At 71.2% G+C, this 24596-nt stretch carries 18 protein-coding genes and 2 tRNA genes; 7 read left to right on the top strand and 13 right to left on the bottom strand.

What is annotated here, in order from left to right:
• Positions 1-119: 119 nt before the first annotated feature.
• Both FHT38_RS05940 and FHT38_RS05935 read right to left on the bottom strand, forming a co-directional pair.
• Positions 120-1457 (bottom strand): tetratricopeptide repeat protein, encoded by a 1338-nt coding sequence (locus FHT38_RS05940; RefSeq protein WP_183490647.1) that lies wholly within the window; start codon positions 1455-1457, stop codon positions 120-122.
• Between the two features lie 113 nt (positions 1458-1570).
• Positions 1571-4258 (bottom strand): alpha-1,6-glucosidase domain-containing protein, encoded by a 2688-nt coding sequence (locus FHT38_RS05935; RefSeq protein WP_221213739.1) that lies wholly within the window; start codon positions 4256-4258, stop codon positions 1571-1573.
• A gap of 361 nt (positions 4259-4619) precedes the next feature.
• On the opposite strand from FHT38_RS05935, the gene FHT38_RS05930 reads away from it, so the two are divergent.
• Complete coding sequence (locus FHT38_RS05930; protein WP_255488611.1) at positions 4620-6353, top strand: alpha-amylase family glycosyl hydrolase; 1734 nt, start codon at positions 4620-4622, stop codon at positions 6351-6353.
• 93 nt (positions 6354-6446) lie between these two features.
• Positions 6447-8306, top strand: coding sequence for a glycoside hydrolase family 13 protein (locus FHT38_RS05925; protein ID WP_183490641.1), 1860 nt, complete (start codon positions 6447-6449; stop codon positions 8304-8306).
• A gap of 49 nt (positions 8307-8355) precedes the next feature.
• Here the strand turns inward: FHT38_RS05925 and FHT38_RS05920 are convergent, their stop codons facing one another.
• Positions 8356-8841 (bottom strand): hypothetical protein, encoded by a 486-nt coding sequence (locus tag FHT38_RS05920; RefSeq protein WP_091723425.1) that lies wholly within the window; start codon positions 8839-8841, stop codon positions 8356-8358.
• Here FHT38_RS05920 and FHT38_RS05915 point away from each other — a divergent pair.
• Entirely contained in the window at positions 8840-9658 is an 819-nt protein-coding gene (locus FHT38_RS05915) for a hypothetical protein (protein WP_221213982.1), read from the top strand. The two genes, FHT38_RS05920 and FHT38_RS05915, sit on opposite strands and share 2 nt — an antisense overlap.
• Positions 9659-9710: 52 nt before the next feature.
• On the top strand, positions 9711-10613 hold the full coding sequence (locus tag FHT38_RS05910; RefSeq protein ID WP_183490637.1) for an amidohydrolase family protein: 903 nt from the start codon (positions 9711-9713) through the stop codon (positions 10611-10613).
• 78 nt (positions 10614-10691) lie between these two features.
• Here the strand turns inward: FHT38_RS05910 and FHT38_RS05905 are convergent, their stop codons facing one another.
• The 3 genes from FHT38_RS05905 to FHT38_RS05895 all read right to left on the bottom strand — a co-directional run bounded on the left by FHT38_RS05905 (position 10692) and on the right by FHT38_RS05895 (position 16568).
• Positions 10692-12602 carry an amidohydrolase gene (locus FHT38_RS05905; RefSeq protein WP_221213801.1) on the bottom strand — a complete coding sequence of 637 codons (1911 nt, stop codon included), beginning with the start codon at positions 12600-12602 and terminating at the stop codon, positions 10692-10694.
• Positions 12603-12808: 206 nt separating this feature from the next.
• A complete protein-coding gene (locus FHT38_RS25605) occupies positions 12809-15424 on the bottom strand; it encodes a PEP-CTERM sorting domain-containing protein (RefSeq protein WP_183490635.1) in 2616 nt (871 codons plus the stop codon).
• 37 nt (positions 15425-15461) lie between these two features.
• Entirely contained in the window at positions 15462-16568 is a 1107-nt protein-coding gene (locus FHT38_RS05895) for a porin (RefSeq protein WP_183490633.1), read from the bottom strand.
• Between the two features lie 249 nt (positions 16569-16817).
• On the opposite strand from FHT38_RS05895, the gene FHT38_RS05890 reads away from it, so the two are divergent.
• Both FHT38_RS05890 and FHT38_RS05885 read left to right on the top strand, forming a co-directional pair.
• A complete protein-coding gene (locus FHT38_RS05890) occupies positions 16818-17738 on the top strand; it encodes a LysR family transcriptional regulator (protein WP_183490631.1) in 921 nt (306 codons plus the stop codon).
• Positions 17731-18735 carry a tripartite tricarboxylate transporter substrate binding protein gene (locus tag FHT38_RS05885; RefSeq protein WP_183490629.1) on the top strand — a complete coding sequence of 335 codons (1005 nt, stop codon included), beginning with the start codon at positions 17731-17733 and terminating at the stop codon, positions 18733-18735. Before FHT38_RS05890 ends, FHT38_RS05885 begins: the two co-directional genes overlap by 8 nt.
• 23 nt (positions 18736-18758) lie before the next feature.
• Here FHT38_RS05885 and FHT38_RS05880 read toward each other — a convergent pair whose 3' ends face one another.
• Positions 18759-19859: an NAD(P)/FAD-dependent oxidoreductase gene (locus FHT38_RS05880; protein ID WP_183490627.1), complete on the bottom strand. Its 1101-nt coding sequence runs from the start codon at positions 19857-19859 to the stop codon at positions 18759-18761.
• Between the two features lie 83 nt (positions 19860-19942).
• Positions 19943-20791, bottom strand: coding sequence for an NUDIX hydrolase family protein (locus FHT38_RS05875; RefSeq protein WP_183490625.1), 849 nt, complete (start codon positions 20789-20791; stop codon positions 19943-19945).
• Positions 20792-20921: 130 nt separating this feature from the next.
• Here FHT38_RS05875 and FHT38_RS05870 point away from each other — a divergent pair, with 130 nt between their 5' ends.
• Positions 20922-21419: a DUF1640 domain-containing protein gene (locus FHT38_RS05870; RefSeq protein WP_183490623.1), complete on the top strand. Its 498-nt coding sequence runs from the start codon at positions 20922-20924 to the stop codon at positions 21417-21419.
• Positions 21420-21533: 114 nt separating this feature from the next.
• Here FHT38_RS05870 and FHT38_RS05865 read toward each other — a convergent pair.
• The 5 genes from FHT38_RS05865 to FHT38_RS25600 form a co-directional block, all read right to left on the bottom strand.
• A tRNA-Val gene (locus tag FHT38_RS05865) sits at positions 21534-21608 on the bottom strand.
• A gap of 55 nt (positions 21609-21663) precedes the next feature.
• Positions 21664-21738 (bottom strand) — tRNA-Val (locus FHT38_RS05860).
• A 136-nt stretch (positions 21739-21874) separates the two neighbouring features.
• Entirely contained in the window at positions 21875-22594 is a 720-nt protein-coding gene (gene dnaQ, locus FHT38_RS05855; RefSeq protein ID WP_183490621.1) for a DNA polymerase III subunit epsilon, read from the bottom strand.
• A gap of 51 nt (positions 22595-22645) precedes the next feature.
• Entirely contained in the window at positions 22646-23470 is an 825-nt protein-coding gene (gene lgt, locus FHT38_RS05850; protein WP_147241845.1) for a prolipoprotein diacylglyceryl transferase, read from the bottom strand.
• Between the two features lie 60 nt (positions 23471-23530).
• A complete protein-coding gene (locus tag FHT38_RS25600; protein ID WP_183490619.1) occupies positions 23531-24583 on the bottom strand; it encodes a tetratricopeptide repeat protein in 1053 nt (350 codons plus the stop codon).
• Positions 24584-24596: the final 13 nt, after the last annotated feature.

Genomic DNA, 24596 nt, shown 5'->3' with positions numbered 1-24596 from the left:
GAATTTCTCTTCACGGCCGGGCGATCTGCGACCGTCGGCCACAGGAATACGCCTGGCGAGGGACCGGATGTCTCTCGCGCGGCGGGCAGCGCTTCGGGCAGCGCGACAGGCGGCGCGACCTAACGCAGCTTCGTCGACGTCCGCTCCATCCGCGCCTTCAGGCTCTCGAGCTTGGCCGCGTACAGGCGGCGCTGCGGCTGGGTGACGCTGTACTCCTCGGCCTTGGCGAGCTCCTCGCGCACCACGTCCCACTTGCCCAGGCCGACGTTGGCCAGCGCCATCCAGAAATGGAACTCGTGGTAGTAGGCGGAGCGCGCGATCTCCTTGGCGAAGAGGTCGCGGGCCTGGGCGTACTCGCCGGCCTTCATCGCGGCGACGCCGAGGTCGAAGAACTTGAACGGCGGATAGGGCTGGATCTGCGCGAGCCGGGTCTCGAGCTGCTCCGCCTCGGCGAGCTGGCCTTGCAGGCGCAGCGCCTGCGCCAGGTTGGCCATCGCCTGCACGTTGGCCGGCTCGCGGGCCAGCACCGCGCGGAAGGCGCGCTCGGCCAGCGCCGTGTCGCCATGGCGGCGGTAGATCACGCCCAGCGTGTTCAGCGCCGCCAGCAGCCGCGGCTCGTGCAGCCAGGCGGCCCGCGCGTACCAGTAGGCGCGGTCGAGCTGGGCCTGCGCCATCAGCTCCGCGGCGCGGTTGTTGAAGTACATCGCGACGATGGTGCGCTCCTCCAGCGGCATGGCGCGCTGGCGCGCGATCTGCGCGCCGGGCAGGAAGTCCACCACCAGCGAGGGCTCGTCGTTGCCGATCACGCGGAAGTCCGACTTGCGCCGGCCCAGCGCGATGTTGACGTGGCCCGAGACGACCTGCAGGTCGCCGACGCGGCTCCACTGCTCCTCGTCGTAGATCTGCCGGAACATGATGGGCATGCCGGCCTCGCGGGCGAAGACCGCCGTCATCATCGCCAGCGACAGGCAGTTGCCGGCCTTGGCGTCGAAAGCCTCGGCGGCAGTGCGCGTCGTCTCGGCGTCGTACTCGAGCTGCAGCTCGCCGCGGGTGTAGAGCGCATCCAGCAACATGTGGCGCATGTCGCGGGTCTCCGTCATCAGCGTGCCGCTGCCGGCGTTGGGTAGCCGGGCGCGCAGGAACTCGCGCATCTTGGGCGACATCGTCATCACCTGCGCCGGATCGATCACGTCGCGCGAGGGCGGGAAGAGTTCGTCATGGATCAGCGGCGCGGTGTCGACCCGGGCCGCCGTCGATTCGTCGCCCACCGACGCGCAGCCGGTCAGAACCAAGCCCAGGGCCAGGGCCGCTATCAGCGCCAGGCCGGCGCGACGCGGCGCGGCCAGCAGCGTCGCCCGCCACCCCGGCGCGCGCGCCGGATGCGCTGGATGCGCCGCTCCCCGGGAGATCCCGGATGCTGCGGGGTGGACCTCGTGGATCGCGTGGATCGTTCCCATGACCGTCTCCGACGCGGCCTCTGACAGGGCCGCTGGCGACCATGCTAGTCCTGCCGCGCCGCGCGCGCACCTCCGTGCGACGAAGACGGGGATAGGCGGCGTGAACGAGGCCCTCAGCGGCGCTCGACCACGAAGACCGTCACGCTGCGCGCCGGCACGCGGAAGGCGCCGCGCGCGTCGGCCGAGGCCTCCCGGCGGATCCGCGCGTCGGCGGCGCCGGCGGCGCGCTGCACCGGATGCAGCCGCCATGGGAACCCCGCCTCGGCAGCGATCGTCAGCGCCGCCGGCGCCGCGGTGGCATTGACCACGTACAGCACCCGGTCGAAGACCGCGTCCGCGCGCCCCGCGCCGTCCAGTCGCCCGACGATCACGCCCGGCTGCTGCGCCGGCCCGGTGTTGTGGAAGACCAGCCGCCGCGCGATCTCGCTCGGCTCGTTCAGCCGGAACAGCGGGGTGCTGGCGCGCAGGCGCAACTGGTCGAGGAACACGCGGCGCGTCCAGTCGATCACCGCCGGCCCCGGCTTGATCGCGGGATCGGCCAGCAGCGGACGCAGCAGCGCGAAGTCCGCGCCGTTGTCCCGCGTGGGCGGCAGGCCGGCGCCGAAGCCGTTGTCCCGGCCGGTCCAGTCGAGCCGGTTGAACCAGTCCCCCGAGTCGTAGCTGTTGCGGTCCATCGACTTGGACCGCAGCAACTCCCCGCCGGCATGGAAATACGCGATCCCCTGGCTCAGCGCGTTGATGCCCAGGGCGACGGCCTGGGTGCGGGCGCGGTCCTCGGCGCTGGTGGCGCGCGGCAGCTTCAGCACCAGGGCGTCGAACAGCGTCTGGTTGTCGTGGTTCTCGACGTAGTTGACGACCTCGGCCGGCACCGACGCATAACCGGCCGGCTGGTCGCCGTAGGGCAGGCGCTCGCCGGTCACCTGCCGGCCGTCGGCGGTCGCTAGCGGGAAGCCGCGCAGCGTGCCCGCCATCGCCAGCTTCAGCAGGTCGCCCTGGCGCAGCCATTCCTCGCGGCGTGCGGTGTCGTCGGCGGACGCGGGCACGAGGAACCCGGGTCGGCGCATCGAGGTCGCCGCGTCGTCGCCCGCCGCGCCGCCGCGCACCGCGTCGCGGCCGCGGTCGCTGAAGGTGCCGATGCCGGTGCCGTTCAGCGACAACTGCGAGGCCTGCACGAAGCGCGCGCCGTTGGCGACCTCGCCGAAGTTCCAGCCCTCGCCGATCAGCTGCACCTCCCGGCCGAGCTCGCGCTTGAGCCGCGCCTGCAGGCGCTCCATCACGGCGCGCGGCTGATGGCCCATCAGGTCGAAGCGGAAGGACGCGATCCTGTACTCCCGCGCCCACAGCAGCACCGAGTCGATGAGCAGCTTGCCCATCATCCGGTGCTCGGTGGCGGTGTTGTCGCAGCAGGTCGAGCGCTCGACACGCCCCCGCGCGTCCAGCCGCTGGTAGTAGCCGGGGACGATGCGGTCCAGCACCGAATGCGGCTGCTGCCCCGCGGCCGTCGTGTGGTTGTAGACGACGTCCATGCCCACGCGCAGGCCGGCCGCATGCAGGCCCATCACCATCGCGCGCAGCTCGCGCACGCGGACCGCGCCGTCGTTCGCGTCGCTGGCGAAGCTGCCTTCGGGCGCGCTGTAGTGGTAGGGGTCGTAGCCCCAGTTGAAGCAGTCGGCATCGGCGACCGCCATGACGGCGGCCTGCTGCGCATCGCTGTCGGGCGCGGCCGCCGGCACGCGCGGAACCGCGCAGCCGCGCTCGGGCACGGTGGCCAGGTCGAAGACCGGCAGCAGGTGCACGTCGGTCAGGCCGGCGCGGCTCAGCGCGCGCAGATGGCGCATGCCGGCCGAGTCGCTCCACGTGAACGCGAGGTACTTGCCGCGCTGCGCCGCGGGGACGGTCGGGTCGTCGCGCGAGAAGTCGCGCACATGCAGCTCGTAGACGACCATGTCGGTCGTCGCTTTCACCCGGTCGGGGATTCGGCTGGCCGCCCAGCCACGCGGCTGCAGCCGGGGCTCGGACAGGTCGGCGACATAGGCGCGCGCCGAGTCGGCCGAGAGGCTGACCGCATAGGGATCGGTCACCAGGTTGCGGACCCGGCCGACGCCGGGCACGAAGACCTCGACGAGGTAGCGGTAGTACGCGCCGCTGCGCACGCCGGTCCGGGCGGCGGACCAGATGCCGGTGAGCTCGTCGCGCGTCATCGGCAGGCGGGCGCGGGCGGCGCTGTCGGGGCCGTCGTGGAGGCAGAGCTCGACGCGATCGGCGGTCGGCGCCCACAGCTTGAAGCTGGCGCCGGCCGGCGTCAGCGAGACACCGAGCGCGCGCTCCTCCTCCGCGGCGGCATGGAGTACGTCGAGCGCCCGGGCCGTCTGCGCCGGACTCCAGCGCAGCACGCGGCCCTGGTCGTCCTCCACGGTGATCAGCGTCTGGCCGCGATGCAGCGTGCGCCGGTCGACGGCGGGATCGATGGTGAAGTCCAGGCCCGCGCCCAGGTAGGCGCTCTGCGCGGCGACCTCGGCGTCCGGAGCGTCCTTCGCCGGTTCGAGGGCGCCGCTGAGATCGCTGCCAGTGAGGCGCCCATCGACCACATCGAGCGCGCCTGCGGCCGAATGATGAAAGCGCACGACCTGTCCCGCGCCCAGCGTCAGCGCCGGCCAACGCATCCGGCGGTCATCGAGCCAGACGGGCTGCGGCGCGTCCGTCGTCGCCTTGAGCGCCGGCGCTTGCGCGCGCAGCAGGGTCACCGGTCCGGCATCGCAGGCGGCGAGCGCCGGGCCCGACGCCGCGTCGGGCGATCCCATCGGAGACGCCCAAGCGGGCAGCGTCGCCAGGCCGCTCAGGATCACGGCCGCCATACGCGACCGGAGACCGGAGCGGAACCCGGACCGAGGACGGGAACAGGGACGGCACCACGGAAGGCACGGGGTCGGACGAACGCCCATCGGATCTCCATCGAATTGTTGTTTTTTGATCCGAGGCCATCCCGAGGGCTGGCAGCGGGTTCGGTTTTGGATGGTAGCAAAACTACATATCAGGAGGATCAGGACTTCCCATCACTACTCAATCCTTCTATGCTGCGCCGCGGCGGTATTCAAAGAACTCACAACCGCCTCACCGAGATTTGTACTTTTGCTACAAACCCAAAGATCAGGAGACCGCGAGATGACGCCTCGCCCCCTCGCCTTCGCCGCCGCCCTGGCGACGCTGGCCTTGCTCACGGCGACAGGCGCCGGCGCCGCGCCCGCCGCGCCGGTGGACCTGTCGCCGGTGCCGGAGCGGCTGGGCCGCAGCGCGCTGCCGGAGGGCTGGCAGCACGGGCCGTTCATCGAGATCTTCGTGCGTGGCTTCCAGGACAGCGACGGCGATGGCATCGGTGACCTGCGCGGCGTGACGCAGCGCTTGGACTACCTGAAGGACCTGGGGGTCAAGGGCCTGTGGCTGATGCCGATCACCGCCAGCGCCGACCACGACCACGGCTACGCCACGACGGACTACCGCGCGATCGAGCCGCAGTACGGCACGCTGGCCGACTTCGACGAACTGATCCGCGAGGCCCACCGGCGCGGCATCGGCGTGGTCATGGACTACGTGATCAACCACGGCGCGCGGGAGCATCCGCTGTTCCAGGCCGCGGCCGCCGATCCGGCCAGTCCGTGGCGCGACTGGTTTGTGTGGAGCCCCCAGCCGCTGGCGGAGCTGGCGGAGTGGGACATCTGGGGCCACACGCCGTGGTACCTGCCCGGCGAGCAGGTGCCCGATCTGCCCGACCCGCCCGAAGGCGCCAGCGCCCCCAAGCCGGCCAAGCCCCCCAAGCCGACCTCGACGCCCCTGGCGCCGGCCGGCTCGCCGCGCTACTTCGCGACCTTCGGTCCCGACATGCCCGACTTCAACATGCGCAACCCGGCGGTGGTGAAGTACCACGCGGACAGCCTGCGCTTCTGGCTCAACCGCGGCCTGGACGGCTACCGCCTCGACGCGGTGCCGCACCTGATCGAGAACAGCGCCAGGGACTGGAACGACCAGCCGGAGAGCCGCGCGCTCACCGGCGACTTCGCGCGGCTGATCAAGCGTTATCCGCATCGCTTCGTCGTCTGCGAGGCGACGGCCGAGCCCAAGGTCTACACCCGGCCCGAGATCTGCGGCAGCGCCTTCGCCTTCGGGCTGGAGCGCGCGGTGATCGATGCGGCCAAGGGCGGCGATGGCGCCGACGAGGCGGTCGCCCGGGTCGCGCGTTTCTTCACCGAGTCGCCGCTGTCGATGGCGACGATGCTGAGCAATCACGACATCTTCGCGGGCCGGCGCCCCTGGGACCAGTTCCAGGGCGACGAGGCACGCTACAAGCTCGCCGCCGCCACCTACCTGCTGCTGCCCGGCACGCCCTTCCTCTACTACGGCGAGGAGATCGGCCAGGCCGGTGTCGCGGGCCTGCCGGGCGACGCGCCGCTGCGCGCGCCCATGAGCTGGACCGGCGACGCGCGCGGCTTCAGCTCCGGCACGCCCTTCCGGCCGGCGGCGCCCAACATCGCCACGCACAACGCGCAGGCGCAGGCAGCCGATCCGGGCTCGCTGCTGAATTTCTACAAGGCGATGCTGGCGCTGCGCAACACGCAGCCGGCGCTGGCGCGCGGCAGCTACGAAGCGCCGCTGGCGCAGGGCCGCGTGCTGAGTTTCCAGCGCGCGTACCGGGGCGAGCGCGTGCTCGTCGTCATCAACTACGGCCAGGAGGCGGCACAGGTTGCGCTCGCCGGGCTGAGCGCGAAACGCCCGCTGCGCCGGCTCCATCCGACCGCCTCCACGCCGGAGCGGCCGCCGATGCCAGCGCCCCGCGTCGACGCCACCGGCCGCCTGACGCTGACCGCCGCACCGCTGTCGGTGCAGGTCTTCCGCCTGCGCTGAAGGACGGGCACGATGATCGCTCCGACCCGTCCCGCCGCACCTCTTGCCTCCTTCCTCGCCTCCCTCCTCCCCCTCGCCTTGAGCCTGCTTGCCATGACGCACACTCCCGCCGCCGCCGCGACGGCCGCTTCCGTCTCCATCCCCGCCAACGTCACGCTCGACCACGTCGAGCCGCCGGACTGGTGGGTCGGCATGAAGTCCCCCGAGCTGCAGGTGATGCTGCACGGCGCCGGCATCGGCGCGCTGCAGGTCGCGCTCGTGCCGGCGCCCGGCGTGACGTTGGTCGGCACGCGGCGGGGCGACAGCCCCAACTACCTGTTCGTCGACCTGCGCATCGCGCCCAGCGCGCAGCCGGGCACGCTGACGCTGCAGCTCCAGCAGGAGGGCCGGACGGTCCTGGAGCACCGCTACCCGCTGCGCGCCCGCGCGCCCGGTTCGGCGCAGCGCGAGAGCTTCGGGCCGAAGGACGCGATCTACCTGGTGGTGCCGGACCGCTTCGCCAACGGCGACCCGCGCAACGACGAGGTGCCCGGCATGGCCGAAGGCCTGCGGCGCGACGATCCGGGCGGACGGCACGGCGGGGACCTCGCCGGGCTGACCGCGCACCTCGACTACATCGCGGGCATGGGCTTCACGATGCTGTGGCCGACGCCGCTGTCCGAGAACAACAGCCCGAAGTGGAGCTACCACGGTTATGCGGCGACCGACTTCTACAAGGTGGATCCGCGTTTCGGCACCAATGCCGACTTCATGCGCCTGGCGACGGAGGCGAAGCGCCACGGCCTGGGGCTGATCCAGGACATCGTGCTGAACCACATCGGCGTGCACCACTGGTGGATGGCCGACCTGCCGACGGCGGACTGGGTCAACGTCTGGCCCCGCTACACCGAGACGCATCACGCGCGCATGTCGCTGCAGGATCCCTACGCGGCGCCGAGCGACCGCAAGCGCTTCAGCGACGGCTGGTTCACGCCGGACATGCCCGACCTCAACCAGCGCCAGCCGCTGGTGGCGACCTACCTCACGCAGATGAGCCTGTGGTGGATCGAGAGCGCGGGGCTGGCGGGCGTGCGCACCGACACCTACAGCTATTCGGACAAGGACTTCCTGGCCGCCTGGTCGCGCCGCCTGAAGGACGAGTATCCGAAGCTGAACATCGTCGGCGAGGAATGGAGCCCGCATCCCGCGGTGGTGTCGTACTGGCAGGCGGGCAAGCGCAACCACGATGGCTACGTGTCGTCGCTGCCGAGCCTGATGGACTTCCCGATGCAGGAGGCCATCCTGGCCGGCCTGAACCAGGCCGACTCGCACGATGGCGGCTTCACGCGGCTGTACGAGGGCCTGGCGCACGACTTCGTCTATCCGGACCCGGCCAACCTGGTGCTCTTCGAGGGCAACCACGACACGCCGCGCCTGTACAGCATGCTGCACGAGGACCTGGACCTGACGAAGATGGCCTGGGCCTTCCTGAGCGTGGTGCGCCGCATTCCGCAGTTCTATTACGGCACCGAGATCCTGATGACCAGCCCGCGCCACCGCGACGACGGCGCGGCCCGGGCGGACTTCCCCGGCGGCTGGGCCGGCGACGCGGTCAACGCCTTCACCGGCGCGGGCCTGAGCGAGCGCCAGGCCGGCGCGCAGGCCTGGCTGAAGCGGCTGCTGAACTGGCGCAAGTCGGAGCGGCTGGTCCACGAGGGCGCGCTGATGCAGTACGCGCCGCTGAACGAGGCCTATGTGCTGTTCCGCTACGACGCGGCGAAGGGCCTGGGCGGCAAGCGGCTGATGCTGGTGCTGAACAAGGCGCGCGAGGCGCGGGAGCTGGACCTGACGCGCTTCACCGAGATGCTGCGCGGCGGCGAGACCGCCACCGACGTCATGACCGGACAGAAGGCGACGCTGGGCGCGTCGCTCAGCCTGCCGGCGCGGTCGGTGACGCTGCTGTCGATCGAGTGACCGCGGTCGGGCGCGGCACGCCGCGCCCGATCATCGCCAGCGCGCGGGTTCAGTCCCGCTCGCTGCACACTGCGCCGAGCACCAGTCCACCGGCAAGCGCCAGGTAGACGATGCCCAGCCGGCGCGGCGTGAGCCGGGCCTCGAAGCCCGGCGTCAGGCGCCGGGGCACGAGCAGGTAGTCGGTGACCACCGCGGCGCCGGTCAGGATGACCGCGTCGGTCGCCGCGTTGAGCGGCGTCGGCCGCCGATGCCAGCCGCGCATCAGGGCGTAGATCCCGCCCCAGAACAGGGCCGAGGCGACGTGCGTCGCGACGCCGACGCCGGTATGGCGCAGGTTGCAGGCGTCGGACTCGAGCGCCTCGTCGCCCCAGAGCCAATGGCTGGGCGCGTTGAGGCCCGCCACCGCGCGATGGCCGCCGGCGCGGCTGCCCCAGGCCACGGCCGCGGCGGAGAGCAAGCCGGAAGCGAGTCCGGCGATCAGCGATTCGCGGATGAGATCGGTGGTGCGAAGGCTGCGAGGCGAGAAATGGTGCATGAGGCTCTCCGGCAAGCGGCTGGGACGGGTGTGGCCCTGGGCGGGCAAGGCGGGCTCCCGCGCCGAGGGGCCCTGGCGGCATGCCGGGTGGTCAGAATTGCATCCGGCGCGCGCCCGAACGGGCGCTGCGGGACGTCTTCGAACCGATGCGGCCGCGAGCGTGACCGACGCGCCCATGTGGATGAATCTCATAAGGCGGCTGGGATTCGCCGCGGCGATCGGTGCCGCGTCGGATGCGCTGGCGATCAGCATTGACCGGGATGGCTCCGACCTCTGGATACGTGACGGCGTGCTTGACGACGTGGCCGTCGAGCGGATCGACGACGCCTTGCGCCGCCCTGGTGTCGACGCGATCCATCTGAAGGATCTGCGCGGCGGCCGGCCCATCAGGACGCGGCTCGCCCTGCATGCGGCATTCGTGTTCAGGCGCGTGGAGGTGCACGGCCTCTGCGAGGCGGCCTGCGCCCACCTCGCGCTCACGGCGCGGTCGACCGGCCTTCACCCGCAGGCCACGCTGATCCTTCAGGATCCGCCCGCGTTCATCGACTGGGAAGGCCTGGAGATGACCCGCTTCAAGGACGTCGAGTGGCTGTCCGTCCGGCTGCCCACCGTGCCTCGCGCCGTCATCGAGCGCGTGCTCCTGGCACGCTGGCCGCGCGTGCCGCAGTTGATCCTGCGCCCACGGCGCCCATCCACCGACCTCATCGATGTCAGCTTCTGCGATCCGTCACCGGATCGCTGCCTCCCGCTCGCGCCCATCGGACCCGGCGCCTCTTCGCTGGCGCCGCTGCCCGGGACCTTCCCCGATCGTCGATAGGCGCCCCGCAGGCGCAGAATCCACCGCGACCTCATCGCCCTGGAGCCTGCCCATGCGCCGTGTGCCGTCTGCCCTGCCGTCCTTGCTCGTCGTGCTGGCGCTGTCGCCGGCGTGGTCCGGCGGCGCCCTCGCGGTCGACTACACCGGGCCGCTCTTCGACGCGCACCTCCACTACAACGAGGAAGCCTGGAACGGCCGCGACGGTCCGCATCCGCCGGCCGACGTGCTCGCGCGGATGCAGCGCAACGGCGTGAAGGCCATCCTCTCCAACTCGCGTCCGAACGATGGCACGCGCACCCTCGCGGGGCTGCCGGAGACCCGCGCCGCCGGCGTGACCGTGGTGCCCTTCATCCGGCTCTACCGCAACCGCGCCGACTACGACAACTGGTTCCGCGATCCCACCATCTACCGCATGGTCCAGGAGGAACTCGCGCGTGGCACCGCGGCTGGGCCGTATCGCGGCCTCGGCGAGTTCCACCTCTACGACAGCGCCAACGCGCGCGGTCCCGTCGCGCGCCAGTTGATGGCGCTGGCCGAAGAGAAGTCGCTCGTGGTGCTCGCCCATGTGGACGACGAGGCGATCGACCTGCTGATGGCCGCCACGCCGAGCCAGGGACGCGAGCTCCGCCTGATCTGGGCCCACACCGGCATCAACGGCACCCCGATCGAGCGCGTCCAGGCCCTGCTCGCGAAGTACCCGCGGCTGATGGGCGAGCTGTCCTACCGCCCCGGCCTCACCTGCGACGACGGCAAGCTCTGCCCCGACTGGCGCGCGCTGATCGAGCGCCATCCCGATCGCTTCCTGGTCGGCTCCGACACCTGGGTCAACCAGCGCTGGCAGCACTACGACGCCACCATGCAGGGCTACCGCGCCTGGCTCGGCGAGCTGCCCACCGACATCGCCCGGCGCATCGCCTGGGGCAACGCGGCCAGGCTGTTCGGGTTGCCGCCCTGAGCGGCGCTCCAGCGCCCCGGCGCCGCGTCATCGTCGCTTCAGCGCGCCCTCACCGCCCTCGCCTCCCTTGCCGCTCCGTCACACGTAGCAGTTGCAGCCCAGCGCGCCCCAGAACGCCTGCGCCGCCGACGCATCGCTCGCCGCGCTCGCGACCGCCGTGTGGTCGTGGCCATGCACGCCGCACTGGCTGGCGCAGCCGCACATCGCGGCGTACTGGTAGCGGCGCTCGGCATCGCTCATCGCGGACGTCGACGACTTGCGCGCCTGGTAGCCGCCGTAGCGGCGCACCGGCGACCAGTCCGGCATCGCCGGCGGCAAGGGCGGCGCGAGCGACGCGTAAGCGCCGCTGCCATGCACCGGCTTGCCCGCCACCACCGTCAGCACCGAGGTGATGTCCTGGATCTGGTCCTCCGGCACGGTGAGGAAATCGCGGTCCAGCACCGCCAGGTCGCCGAAGGCGCCCGCCTTCAGCACGCCCTTCTTCCCCGTCTCGCGCGAGAACCACGCCCCGTCCGCCGTCATCAGCCGCAGCGCCGCGATGCGCTCCAGCCGCCGTTCCTCCGGATAGAGCACCGTGCCGCCGATGGTGCGGCCCGACACCAGCCAATACAGCGCCTGCCATGGGTTGTAGCTGTTCACCCGCGTCGCATCGGTGCCCAGCGACACCGGCAGGCCCATCTCCAGCATGCGCTTGACCGGCGGCGTCTCCGCCGTCGCCTTCAGCCCGTAGCGGCGGATGAAGTATTCGCCCTGCATCGACATCCGGTTCTGCACCGCGATGCCGCCGCCCAGCTTGCGGATCCGCTCCAGGTTGCGCGGCGTCACCGTCTCGCAGTGGTCGAAGAACCAGCCGAGCTGGTCGATCGGATGATCGCGATGGACCTTCTCGAAGACATCCAGCGCGCGCGACACCGTCTCGTCGTAGGTCGCATGCATGCGCCAGGGCCAGCCGTTGCCTGCCAGGAAACGCACCACGCCCTCGAGGTCGCTCTCCATCGCCGCCGGCATCTCGGGCCGCGGCACGAGGAAGTCCTCGAAGTCCGCCGCGCTGAAGGCGAGCATCTCGCCCGCGCCGTTGAGCTTGTAGAAGTCGCTGCCGTCGCCGGGCCGGCCGGTCTTCGCCCAGCGCTGGAAGTCGGACAGCTCCTGCTTCGCCTTCTGCGGGAACAGGTTGTAGGCGATGCGCACCGTCAGCCGGCCCTCCTTGGCGAGCCGGTCGATGATCCCGTAGTCATCGGGATAGTTCTGGAAGCCGCCGCCGGCGTCGCCCACCGAGGTCACGCCCAGCCGGTTCTCCTCGCGCATGAAGTGCAGCGTCGAGTTGAGCTGCTGCTCCGGATCGAGCTTGGGCCCGAGGTTCAGCGTGTTGTAGAGGATGAAGGCGTTGGGCTCGGCCAGCAGCAGCCCGGTGGGCTCGCCGCGCGCGTCGCGCTCGATGATCGCGCCCGCGGGCTGCGGCGTGTCCTTGGTGTAGCCGACCGCGCGCAGCGCCGCGCGGTTCAGGAGGGCCATGTTGTAGAGGTTGAGCACGAACACCGGCGTGTCCGGCGCCGCGGCATTGAGCTCCGCCAACGTCGGCATGCGCTTCTCGTCGAACTGGAATTCGTTCCAGCCGCCGACCACCCGCACCCACTGCGGCGCGGGCGTGCGCGCCGCCTGGTCCTTGAGCATCTGCAGCGCCGCGCCCAGCGAGCGCACGCCGTCCCAGCGCAGCTCCATGTTGAAGTTGAGGCCGCCGCGGATGATGTGCATGTGCGAGTCGGTCAGCCCCGGGATCACGCGGCGCTTCTCCACGTCGACCACCCGGGTCCTGGGGCCGGCGAGCTTGGCGATCTCCGCGTCGCCGCCCACCGCCATCACCACGCCGTCGCGCAGCGCGATCGCGCTCGCCTCGGGCCGCGCCGGGTCCATCGTCGTGATGCGACCGTTGCGCAGGATCAGCTCCGGCGCTCCGCCCGCGGCGGATTGCGCGAGCACCGGCCCGGCCATCACGCTCAGGCCCAGCGCGGCGGCGGCCTCCATGAAGTCGCGGCGATTGCCCTGCGGCGCGTCCTCGCGGCCGGTGCGGATCAGGTCGGTGAACATGGCGGCTCCTGTCGAATGAACCCGCCGATTCTTCGCCCGAATGCCGGATCCGGCTTCTCCCAAAGTGGGGACACCGGCTTGCGGCCGGTGTCGTCGCTGCCGTCCGGGTATCAGGGCCGGTCGCGCCCCACCACCCGCGTCTCCAGCGGCCGGACCTGGTAGTCCGGCTCGAAGCGGCAGGTCGATCCGAGCGTCACGCGCGCCTTCTCGCAACCGGCGGCGATCGATGCGGGCGTCGGCTTGCGGCCTTGCGTCGCCCAGCTCGACAGCGCCTCCATCAGCGCCGCATAGGTCGCGTCGCTCAGGTAGCTGTGGTCCTTGTCGCCGGTGAAGGTCTGCACCAGCGCATCGCCGCGCCCCGCCGCCGCCATCGTGCGGCCGAAACTCTCTTGCAGCTCGACCATCGCGGTCGGGTCGTGGATCGCATGCACCGTCAGCACCGGCACCGGGATCTTCCCGTCGAGGTCCGCGTCCGCCGCCAGCATCGCCACGGCCTTCGGATCCGCCGCGTAGCGCTGCACGCCTGCGTTCAGCGCCGCGTCGTCGCTCGATCCGGCGTACACCGCGCCCACGTTGCCGAAGGGGCTGGCACCGCCGGTGCGCTTGAAGGCGATGTCCTGGAAGTGCCAGGTGGCCCAGTTCAGGTGCGACAGGATGCTGCGCTCCGGGATGTGGACCACGTCCACGAGGGTCTTGATCTTCGCGGCCTGCTCGGGCGAGCGTTCCGCCGCGGGCTTGTTCAGGCCCAGGCAGTCGTTCACGCGACTGGCGAGGTCGGCCTGTTTCATCGTCGAGGCGAGCGGCAGCCCGATGTTCAGCGGGTACTGCGGCTCGCTCGGCAGCGGATGGTTGCGGCAGAGGTATTGGTAGACGACACGCAGGTCGAGCCGGAAATCGTAGCTGCGGGTGCCGCCACCCAGCACGCCGGAGCTCAGCAGCACGGCGTCGTAGGGCTTGCCGTCGACGAAGCGCTCCGCGCCCTTGGCCGCGACGCTGGCGCCCCAGGACTGGCCATGCAGGTAGACGTGTTTCGGCTTGGCCACCTTGTTGATGAACAGGCGTCGCAGCCGTTCGTTGTCCTGCGCCGCGGCCGTCACCGCGACGCCGCCTTGCCGGTAGCTCGACGCCGCGAGCGCGTAGCCCAGCCTCGGCATGATCGACCAGCGCTCGATGTCCTCGACCACGCGCCTGGCCGTCGGCGCGCCGAGGAAGGGCCCACCGTGCGCGTGCACCACCAGGTCGCCGTTCCAGGCCTTGGGCATCACGATCATGTAGAACGCGCCCGCGCTGTCCTGGCCCGCCAGGCAACGCGCGCCCTCGCCCACGCCCGACGGACAGGTCGCCGGCGCCGGCGCGGACTCGGCCGCCATGTCGAAGGCCGCGTCTTGCGCATCCTGCGCCTCCCTGGCGTCCTTCGCGACCGCCACCGGCGCCGCGGCCGCCAGGCCGAGCACGACCGCCGTCATCATCGGCGCGCTCGACCAGCGCCGGCGCCACCGCAACATCCCCACCAGCGCCACGCCCAGCGCGGCCAGCGCGAAGGAGCCGGGCTCCGGCACCGCGGCGGCGAAGCCGAGCTGCTCGCTCGCCACGCGCTGCAGCAGCACCGCGTCGCGCGCGCTGATGCCCAGGTCGCGGGCCGCGATCTCGCCCAGGCCCAGCACCGACGGATCGACACCGGTGATCGTGCCGAACAGCGTCAGCGCGCTCAGGTAGGAGCCGTACTTGCTCGCATGGGTGCCGTCGTCGAACCACAGGTCGAGCAGGCCGTCGCTCGCCGCGGTCGAGGCATACATGTCGGGCGTCGCGATGCCGGCGGCGATCGCGCGCATGAAGGCCTCGCCCACCGGCGCGACGCCGGCGATGCCGCCCGAGCCATCGGCGCCCGCCATCAGCGCCGCCGCGGCGTAGGCCTGTCGCAGATCCTCGGTCATCGCCTGCAGCGACGGATAGAACGACGGCGCCGGCTGCCCGGTCGGCGTCACCGCGCCGGTGATCTCGTCGGTCACCGTGGTGCTGGGCGCGTTGACCAGGTTGGGCCGTGCCCAGGTCTGGTACAGGTAGACGTCGGCGTCCGCGTTCGCGTGCGCGTTCGCGCCCACCGTGCGCAGCAGCGAGCAGGTCCCGGTCGACGCGCCGGTGATCTCGGCGCACTTCGCGTTGGTGCCGCCGATGAGGTCGCGCTCGCGGTAGCTCAGCGCGTTGCCCTGGTGGACCCAGTTCTCGATCAGGTTGGCGTAGGTGTTGAAGTAGGCCGGGTTGGACGCCAGTCCCGGCTGCTTCGTCAGCGGCTCGTCGCTCTGCTCCTGCAGCACGACCTTGTCCCAGGCCTGCGAGCCGATGTTGCCCCGCAGGTCCCAGCCGGCGCTGTTGGTGTTGAGGAACTGCCCGCGCAGCGAGGCCGCGTTTCGCGCCGAGATCGACACGTCGTAGTCCAGCCCGACCTGCACCGTGAACTGCTTGAAGATGCCGGCCACGCCGCCCCAGGGATGGGGCTCGAAGCTGTTGGCGCCGCTCGGGTTGGTCGCGTACATGGACGCGGTGAGGTCGTGAACGTGGGCGGCGTTGTAGCTCATCACCGGGTCGACGCGCCCGAAGGTGTAGCTGTTGCCGACGAACAGGATCTTCGTGGCCTCGGCGCGCGCGCCGGACGACGCCAGCGCGGCGGCCGCGAGCGCGACCACGCCGGCCAGGCGGCAGGAAAACTTCGTCATGGTGGACGGCATGGTCGTGCTCCTTCGTTGCTGGAGATTGAAGCGCGCGTCAGAAGCTGTGGCGGACGCCGGCCTCGAAGCCGCCGCTGTCGCCGCCGGGCTGCGTCGTCGCCAGGCCGACGTTGAAGCGCGTGCCGCGGCCCTTGTTGTCGACCTTCGCCAGGTTGGTGTACAGCGCGGTGCGCTTGGACAGGTCGTGCACGTAGCCGATGGCGATGTGCGTGGCGTCGCTCGCGACGTTCCTCGCCTTGAGCCAGGTGTAGGCGAAACGGAGCTCGCCCTGCGGCCACAGCTGCCACTGCGTGCCCAGCATCGTCGCCGTGGTGCGGGTGATGCCGACCTCGTTGCGGCCCCACAGCGCCATCAGCCTGGCCGGCCCCCACTGGTAGGACAGGCCGACGTTGCTCTGCGTGTAGTCGCCGGTGGCGTAGCGGGTCTTGGAGATCGCCGCCGAGGTGTTGAAGGTCTCGTTGCGCCAGCCGATGCGGATGCCGGTCAACTGGCCATCCTTGCGCGTGGGCCCGGCGCCCTGCTCGCCCAGCGCCAGCATCGCGTGGCCGTAGAAGCCGTTGATGCCCGAGGGCGTGAAGTAGCCGATCGAATTGGAGGCGCGCACATTGGTGCGGGCCGTCGTGCCGTTGGCGGGCACCGGGTAGAACAGGATCCCCGAACTGCCCACGCCGTTCGTGCCGAACGGATGCATGGAGGTGGTCAGGTTGCCGAACGACGGCACGTAGTCGCGGCCCAGCCGCAACTCGCCCCACCGGCCCGAGAGCTGCACCGTGGCCCGTCGCCCCCAGGTCAGGCCGCCGCTGACCGAGTCCTTGTTGTTGGTGCTGGTGGCGCCGCTGGTGCCGTCGTCGACGGACACCGCCGACTCCAGCCAGAAGCCCACCTTGAGCCCGCCGCCCAGGTCCTCGGTGCCGCGCACGCCGAAGCGGCTGGAGGTGTTGCCGTCGCTGTTGACCAGATGTCGCTTGTCGGTCCCGCTGGCCTTCAGCGCCTGCACGCCGATGTCCATCAGGCCGAACAGCTGCACGCTGGAGGCGGCCTGCGCCTGCGCGCCGGCGGCGGCCAGCAGGCCCAGGCCGATCGCCGCGGCCTGGGCGATGGGGGTAGTGGCGAGGGCCCGGGCGGGCGCGCCCCTCGAATGCATGGTCGTTGCCTTCAACGTTGTCTCCGTCTCGTGTCGTTGTTGTCGTGTCCTCGTCGGGACCGTTCGTCGTACTGACCGCCGGACCGTCCTCGGACGGTGCTTGGATCGCTGTCTCGCTGTCGCTGCGTCGGTATCCGGGGCGGACCTTAGTGACGGTGCTCCATAGCGTCAAATACACTGATTCGCGAGATCCGAGACGTTTTGAATATGAGGCCTACGTAGCGCCCGCAGCCCCGGAGACACGCAGCCATGGACCTCCGACACCTGCGCTATTTCGTGACGGTCGCCGAGACCGGCCACATGACGCGCGCCGCGGCGCTGCTCGGGATGCAGCAGCCGCCGCTGAGCCAGCAGATCAAGACGCTGGAGCAGGAACTGGGCATCGCCCTGCTCCATCGCCATCCCAAGGGCGTGAGCCTGACCGATGGCGGCCGGCAGTTCCTCGACGAGGCCCGGCGCCTGCTGCGCGACTACCACGACATGCGCGACCGCATGGAGCGCCTGGCCAGCGGCCAGCACGGGCTGCTGGCGATCGGCTTCACCAGCTCGGCCGCGGCGCATGCCTACACGCCGGCGGTGCTGCGCGCCTGCCGGGGCGAGCATCCCGGCATCGCGCTGTCGATGACCGAGAACAATGCCGCCGGCCTGATCGACGCGATCGTGAAGACGCGGCTGCATGGCGGCTTCCTGCGCGTGCCGGTGGCGCGGCCGGAGGGCGTCAGCTTCGAGACGCTGCTGATCGAGCCCGCGTTGCTGGCGGTGCCGCTGGACCACCGGCTCGCGGCGGTGCCGCGCGCGGCCACGACGCCGGTGCCGCTGGCCGAGCTGGAGGACGAGGACCTGATCCTGGTGCGGCGCCCCGGCGCGCCCGGCCTCTACGCCAACCTGCTGGCGCTGTGCGAGCGCGACGGCGTGCGGCCGCGCAGCTTCGTGGAGGTCGACCGGATGATGATGAACCTCAACCTGGTCGCCGCCGGCGCCGGGATCACGGTGGTGCCGGCCTCGATGCGGGGCGTGCATGCGCATTCCATCGTGTACCGGCCGATGGAGAAGCAGGCGCGGCTCGAGGCCCCGCTGACGCTGGCCTACCGGACCCACGACCAGGACGGCCCGATGGCGACCTTCCTCGCGCTGGCGCGGCGCATCGCGATGGAGCACCGCGATGCGTAGGCGCGCGTGGGTGATCGGGCACGGCGTGGCGCTCGCGGGTGTGGCCGGCCTGCCTGCATTCACCGCAGGCGCGCAGGCGCAGGGCTCGACCGCCGCCGAGCCGTGGCCGTCGCGCGCCCTGCACCTGATCGTGGCCTACCCGCCCGGCGGCGTCAGCGACGAGACCGTGCGCGCGCTCGCCCAGTTCATGGGCGCACGCCTGAAGGTGCCGGTGATCGTCGAGAACCGCGCCGGCGCCGGCGGCCTGACTGCGCTGGAGTCACTGGCCCGCGCCGCGCCCGACGGCCACACGCTGGCCTACTGCGCGATCTCGCCGCTGGTCTTCGGGCCGCCGGACCCGGCCTCCGCCGCCACCGGCCGCGGCGACGCCCCGCCGCGGGACGTCGTGCCGGTCGTCAGCCTCATGGACACGCCGGTGCTGGTGCTCGCGCATCCGTCGTTCAAGCCCCGGGATTTCCCCGCGATGCTCGCCGCCGCACGGGCCGCGCCGGGGCGACTGCGCTGGGCCACCTCGGGTCACGCGACGGTGGGCCACATGGTGCTCGCGCAGGTGCGCGCCGCGGCCGGCGTCGACATCATCCACGTGCCCTACAAAGGCGGCGGCCAGCAGCTGACCGATGCGATCGGCGGCCAGTTCGAGCTGCTGTCCTCCAACGTCGCCGCGCAGCAACTGCAGCTGGTGCGCCAGGGCCGGTTGAAGGCGCTGGCCATCGGCTCGCCGGTGCGGCTGCCGGTGCTGCCCGAGGTGCCGACGCTGGCGGAACTCGGCTTCCCGGACGCCAACCTGGTCTCGACCTTCGGCCTGTTCGCGCCGCGCGGCGTGCCCGAGGAGCGGCTACGCCGCCTCAACGCGCTGGTCAACGACGCCCTGCGCCAGCCCGAGCTGCGCGCGCGGATGCTGGAGGTCAGCAACCTGCCCACCGGCGGCAGCGCCGCCGACTTCGCCGCGCGCATCGCCAAGGAACGCGAGCGGGCGCTGCGCGTGCCGCCCGATTGATTGAGCGCGGCGCGCCGCGGCGTTCAGTCCAGCCGCGCGAGGACCTCCTCCGCGATCGCGAGCGCACTGGTGAGTCCCGGCGACTCGATGCCCATCAGGTTCACCAAGCCCGGCACGCCGTGCTGCGCGGGGCCGTCGATGCGGAAGTCCGGCGCGGGTTCGTGCGGCGCATGGATCTTGGGCCGCACGCCGCTGTAGGCCGGCTGCAGTGCTCCGTCGGGCAGCGCCGGCCAGTAGCGCCGCACGTCCTCGTAGAAGACCTCGGCGCGCGCCGGATCGACGGCGTAGTCGATGTCCTCGGGGCGATCGACATCGAGCCACTGCGCATCCGGTCCGAAGCGCGCCTGGCCGCCCAGGTCCAGCGTCAGGTGCACGCCGAGCCAGGCGTCCTGCGGCAGCGGATAGACCAGCCGCGAGAACGGCGCGCGGCCCTGCAGCGCGAAGTAGCAGCCCTTGCTGAAGCGGGCGACGGGCGGCGGCGGAAGTCCCTCGATGGCCCGGGCGAGCAGCGGCGCGTGCAGGCCCGCCGCGTTGACGACGAGGCGCGCGCCCAGCGACAGCTCGCTCGTGCGCACGACATGTCCCGGCCCGCCGCGATCCACCGCGGTCACCGCGGCGCCGAACGCGACGGCGCCTCCGTGTCGTTCGAGGTCCCCCTGCAGCGACAGCATCAGCCCATGGCTGTCGACGATGCCGGTCGAGGGCGACAGCAACGCGGCCTCGCAGCGCAGCTGCGGCTCGAGCGCCTGGGCCTCCTCACGCGTCAGCCATCGCAGGTCGTCGACGCCGTTGACCGCGGCCTTGGCCTGCAGCGCGCGCAGCCCGGGCAACTGCTCCGGCGCGGTCGCGACCACCAGCTTGCCGCAGCGCCGATGCGCGACGCCGTGCGAGGCGCAGTGCGCATACAGCAGCTGCCTGCCGCGCACGCACAGCCTGGCCTTCAGCGAGCCGGCGGGGTAGTAGAGGCCCGCGTGGATGACCTCGCTGCTGCGCGAGCTGACGCCGGTGCCGATGGCGAGCTCGCGCTCGAGCACCAGCGTTTCCAGGCCGCGCATCGCCAGCGCCCGCCCCACCGCGAGGCCCACCACGCCGGCCCCGATCACCACCGCATCGACTTGATCCATGGCGGCGATTGTGCCGAGCGGTCCTCGCCGGCCGGTACGGGGAATCCGCGGCGCGCGGGCGATCAGCGATCAGCGATCAGCGATCAGGCGCGCAGGTCGGCCAGCGCCTGCGCGTGCTGCAGGCCGAAGGCACACACGGCGGCGGCGTCATGGCTGAACTCGCCGCCGGCCAGGCGCTGCGCGAGCGTCTCCAGGTCCAGGGTCAGGAACTCGCTGACTTCGCCATCGCGGTTGCGCGGCGTGAAGCCGGCCGGCAGCACGAGGCTGAACACATGCAGCACCTCGTCATGCAGACCTTCGGCTTCCATGCGGGTGCTGCGCAGCGCACCGCGCGGCTGCACCCCGGCGCCAAACGCCGCCGGCACGCCGGCCTCCTCCATCAGCTCGCGACGGGCACAGGCGACCAGATCCTCGTCGGCGGTGAGGCCGCCGGCCGCGAGGTTGTCGAGCCGGCCGGGGTCCGTCGCCTTCGTCATCGCGCGGCGCCCGCACACGAGTCGCGCGCCGGGCAGGAAGCCGTTGACATGCACCGCGCGGCTCATCAGGCCGAAGAAGCGGAAGGCGGCGCGCTCCAGGCGGAACAGCGGCTCGCCGCGCGCGGTGCAGGGGTCGTCGACCGGATGCTCGCAGGCGTAGCGCTCGCCGCGCCAGCCGGTGATCGCGCCGCGGGCCCGCAGCGCGAGCGCGACGGCCTCGATGCGCGCGGAGCGAGCCTCGACGTCGAGGGCACCAGCGTCCCAGTCGAGCCCGTCGTCGCGGACGCGCAGTTCGGGCCAGACCTCGCCCAGCAGCGCTCGTCTCATCGGATGCACATGACCCAGGGTCAGGCCGTTCATCCGCAGCGGCAACAGTCCGGCAGGCAGCGGCTGCCGCGCGAGTTGCATGCAGCGCGGCAGGACGGCGACGAGCGAGGGGGGAAGCAGCGCGGGCATCGTGCGATTGTCCGGGCTCTCTCCCCCAAGAATCACTGGAATGTGCAAGAGACGCGCCCCCGCGGACGCAGGATCATCGCGGCCTTGTTCAGCGATGAACCCGCAGTCCACGACACCCAGGAGCCGCTCGATGAAGCTCGCCTTGCACAAAGCTTTCCGCCAGGTCGGTGCCACCGACCACGCCGCCACCCACGCCGCCGAAGCCATCGCCGGCGCTCTGGAGAAACGCATGACCGATCAGCAGACCCCATACGCCAAGCTCACCGACCTGCAGACGGTGAAGGTCGACATGGCCGACCTGAAGTCGCAGTTCTCCGTCTGGCGCGGGGAGATGAAGCAGGACATCGCCGCGGTTCGCGGCGAGGTGGCCGTTCTGCGCGCCGAAATGAAGCAGGAGATCAGCATCGTGCGCGCCGAATTGAAGCAGGAGATCACCGCCGTGCGCGCGGAGATGCGGCAGGAGATCGCCGCGGTGCGGGGCGACATGTCGCAGCTGCGAGGCGAGGTCAAGCACGAGCTGGCCAGCACCAGGACCGAGTTGATCCGGTGGATGGTCGCAGGCCAACTGACCACGGTGACGGTGCTGGGCTCGCTGATCTTCGGCGTGATGCGCTACTTGATGCGGTGACGCTCAATGGCGTCCGGTGGCGCGGGGTGGAGCGCCAGCGCACGCGATGACGCCCGATGACGTCGATCGTCGGCCAAGAAAAAACCCCGCCGGCTGACGCTGACGGGGTTGTTCTGGTGGGCGGTGCAGGGTTCGAACCTGCGACCCCTGCCGTGTGAAGGCAGTGCTCTACCGCTGAGCTAACCGCCCGGTATTCGGACCGGGTTGCCGGCTGGGTTGCCGGATTTCGCTGGACATCAAGACGTGGTGGGCGGTGCAGGGTTCGAACCTGCGACCCCTGCCGTGTGAAGGCAGTGCTCTACCGCTGAGCTAACCGCCCGGTCTTGTCTTCCTCGACCGCTGCTTGCGCCGCTGCCAGGGATGTCCGGGAAAGTCGAAGATTATGCCATGAGTTTTTGACCCGATTCAAGAACTCGGCTGGAAATTCTGCCGGGCGGCGCGAGCCAGGGTCGCGATCAGGCCGTCGCCGGCACCTGCCAGATGCGCTTGCCGCCGCTGGCCTTGTCCAGGTCGGCCAGCACCTTGTCGTGCAGCGCCAGTTCTTCCGGCGTCGGCGCGATGACGGGCAGATCGAACGCGCTGAAGTCGATCGCCGCGACCACCATTTCGCCCCCCTGTCCGGGCGACGAAGAGGCGCTGTCGTCGATGACCAGCGAATCCTGGCCGCGCGTCAGCCGGATGTAGACCTCCGCCAGCAGCTCCGCGTCCTTCACCGCGCCGTGCAGGCCGCGGTTGCTGTTGTCGACCTCCAGCCGCCGGCACAAGGCATCCAGCGAGTTGGCCTTGCCCGGGAACATGTCCCGCGCCATCAGCAGCGTGTCCAGCACGTTGTCGACGCACTCGTGCAGCGGCGCCCGGCCGCAGCGCTTGAGTTCGGCGTTGATGAAGCCCACGTCGAAGGCCGCGTTGTGGGCGACCAGCTCCGCGCCCTCGATGAACGCGAGGAATTCATCGACGATCTGCGCGAACTTGGGCTTGTCGGCGAGGAATTCGCTGCTCAGCCCGTGGACGCGGAACGCCTCCTCGGGCATGTCGCGCTCGGGGTTCAGGTAGAAGTGCAGATGACGTCCCGTCAGCTGACGGTTCACCATCTCCACCAGGCCGATGTCGACGACGCGGTCGCCCGATTCGGGATTCAGGCCGGTGGTTTCGGTATCGAAGAAGATCTGACGCATGTCTCGAAGTCTCGTGTGCGGATCGCCGGCGGCACTGGGTCCGCGCGGCGCTCAGTGCGCCGGGGCCACGCCCCGCCGCGCCTGCCGGCGGTAGGCCCAGACCATCATCAGCGCGCCGCCGACGATCATCGGCACGCTCAGCCACTGGCCCTGGCTCCAGCCGAAGGCGCGCAGGCCCAGGAAGGCATCCGGTTCGCGGAAGTACTCGGCCGTGAAGCGCGCGATGCCATAACCGAGCAGGAACAGGCCGGACACCGCCGCCATCGGCCGCGGCTTGCGCGCGAACAGCCACAGCACGATGAACAGCAGCACGCCTTCGCCCAGGAACTGGTAGATCTGCGACGGGTGGCGTGGAATGCCGCCGTCGTTGGCCTGCGGGAAGACCATCGCCCAGGGCAGGCCGGGATCGGCCGCGCGGCCCCACAGCTCGCCATTGATGAAGTTGCCCAGCCGGCCCGCGGCCAGCCCCGTCGGCACGCAGGGCGCGACGACGTCCCCGACCTCGAGGAAATGGAACCCGCGCCGCCACGCGAAGAGCGCCAGCGCGATCAGCACGCCCAGCAGTCCGCCGTGGAAGGACATGCCGCCCTGCCACACCGCCAGGATCTCGCCCGGATGGCTCAGGTAGTAGGCGGGCTTGTAGAAGAACACGTAACCCAGCCGGCCGCCCAGCACCACGCCCAGCACGCCGTAGAACAGCAGGTCGTCGACGTCGCGGCGGGTCCAGCCGCGAGCGGCGTTCCAGGGGCGGGCGACCACGCGGTTGCCCAGCCACAGGAACAGGCCGAACGCCGCCAGGTACATCAGGCCGTACCAGTGGATGGGCCACTTCCAGAGATGGAAGGCCACCGCGTCGAACTGGGGATGCACCAACATGAAAGAGCTCTACTGCGCCGCAAAGGCGCGAATCATAAGGGCCGGGCAGCGACGGCCCGCTCAGCCGCCCAGCGCGGCGAGCTGCTTGCGGCAGTCCTCGATGTCGCCATTGCTGCCGCGGCGGTTGTCGACGCAGCGCTGCAAGGCCGTGCGCGCGGCCGCCTTGTCGCCCTTGGCCGCCAGCGTCGCCCCCAGCCGGCGATCCAGCCCCAGTTGCTCGGCGCCCTGCAGGCCGCGGGCGCGTTCGAACGCGGCCACCGCCTTGTCGTACTGCCCCAGCGCGTCATAGGCCCGGCCCAGGCCGTAGGCGCCCATCGCCTGGTTGGGCTGGTTCCGGAGCAGCTCCTCGAACCAGGGCACCGCCCTGTCCTTCTGCTCGCTGAACATCAGGTTGCGGCCGTAGTCGCTCCACAGCACGCGCAGCTCGAGCAGCAGCTCGGGTCGCTGCGTGCGCACCGCGCGCAGCGCCTTCTCCATCGCCGGCCAGTCCTTCTTCGACGCCGCCACCCGCGCTCGCATCAGGTTCAGCTGCGCCGGGTCCTTCACGTCCTGCTCCAGCGCGCGCGCCTTGGACTCGCCGCCGCCGATGAAGCCGGGCAGCGCCAGGTAGTACTGCTGCAGCGCGCTGCGCGGCTCGGGCGCGTCCGGCATCAAGGCCATAGCGCGCTGCGCCAGCTCGCTGACGCGTCCCAGCGAGCCCAGCGCCTTGAACTTGCTGCCGCCGCGCGCCTGCATCACCAGCGCGAGTGCCAGTGCGTAATGGCAGGCGCCCTCGTTGGGGGTGCGCTGCACGCATTGCTCCAGCCGCTGGATGTTCTGCTTCAGCACGCTGCCGTCGACCAGGTCCAGTTGCGCGAGCGCCAGCGCGGCCACCGCCTGCGGATCGTCCGGATCGGCCTTCCCCCGCTGCGCGGCGAGTTTCTCCAGGTCGTCCGCCCGCCCGGCGTCGAGCAGCGTCTGCAGTTCATGGTCCTTGAAGACGGCCGCCTGGGCCGGCGTCGCGAAGGCCACGCTCATCAGCATCGAGAAGCCGGTGATGAGGCAGATCGCACCGACCACCCGGCGCAGCAGGCCGCGGCGGTCGCCATCGTCATTCTTGCGGGGAGCTTTCACGGGGGAGATCCTT

The sequence above is a fragment of the Mitsuaria sp. BK041 genome (assembly GCF_014193085.1).
Lineage (GTDB): Bacteria > Pseudomonadota > Gammaproteobacteria > Burkholderiales > Burkholderiaceae_C > Roseateles.
This window is presented reverse-complemented; position numbering and strand designations above follow the sequence as displayed.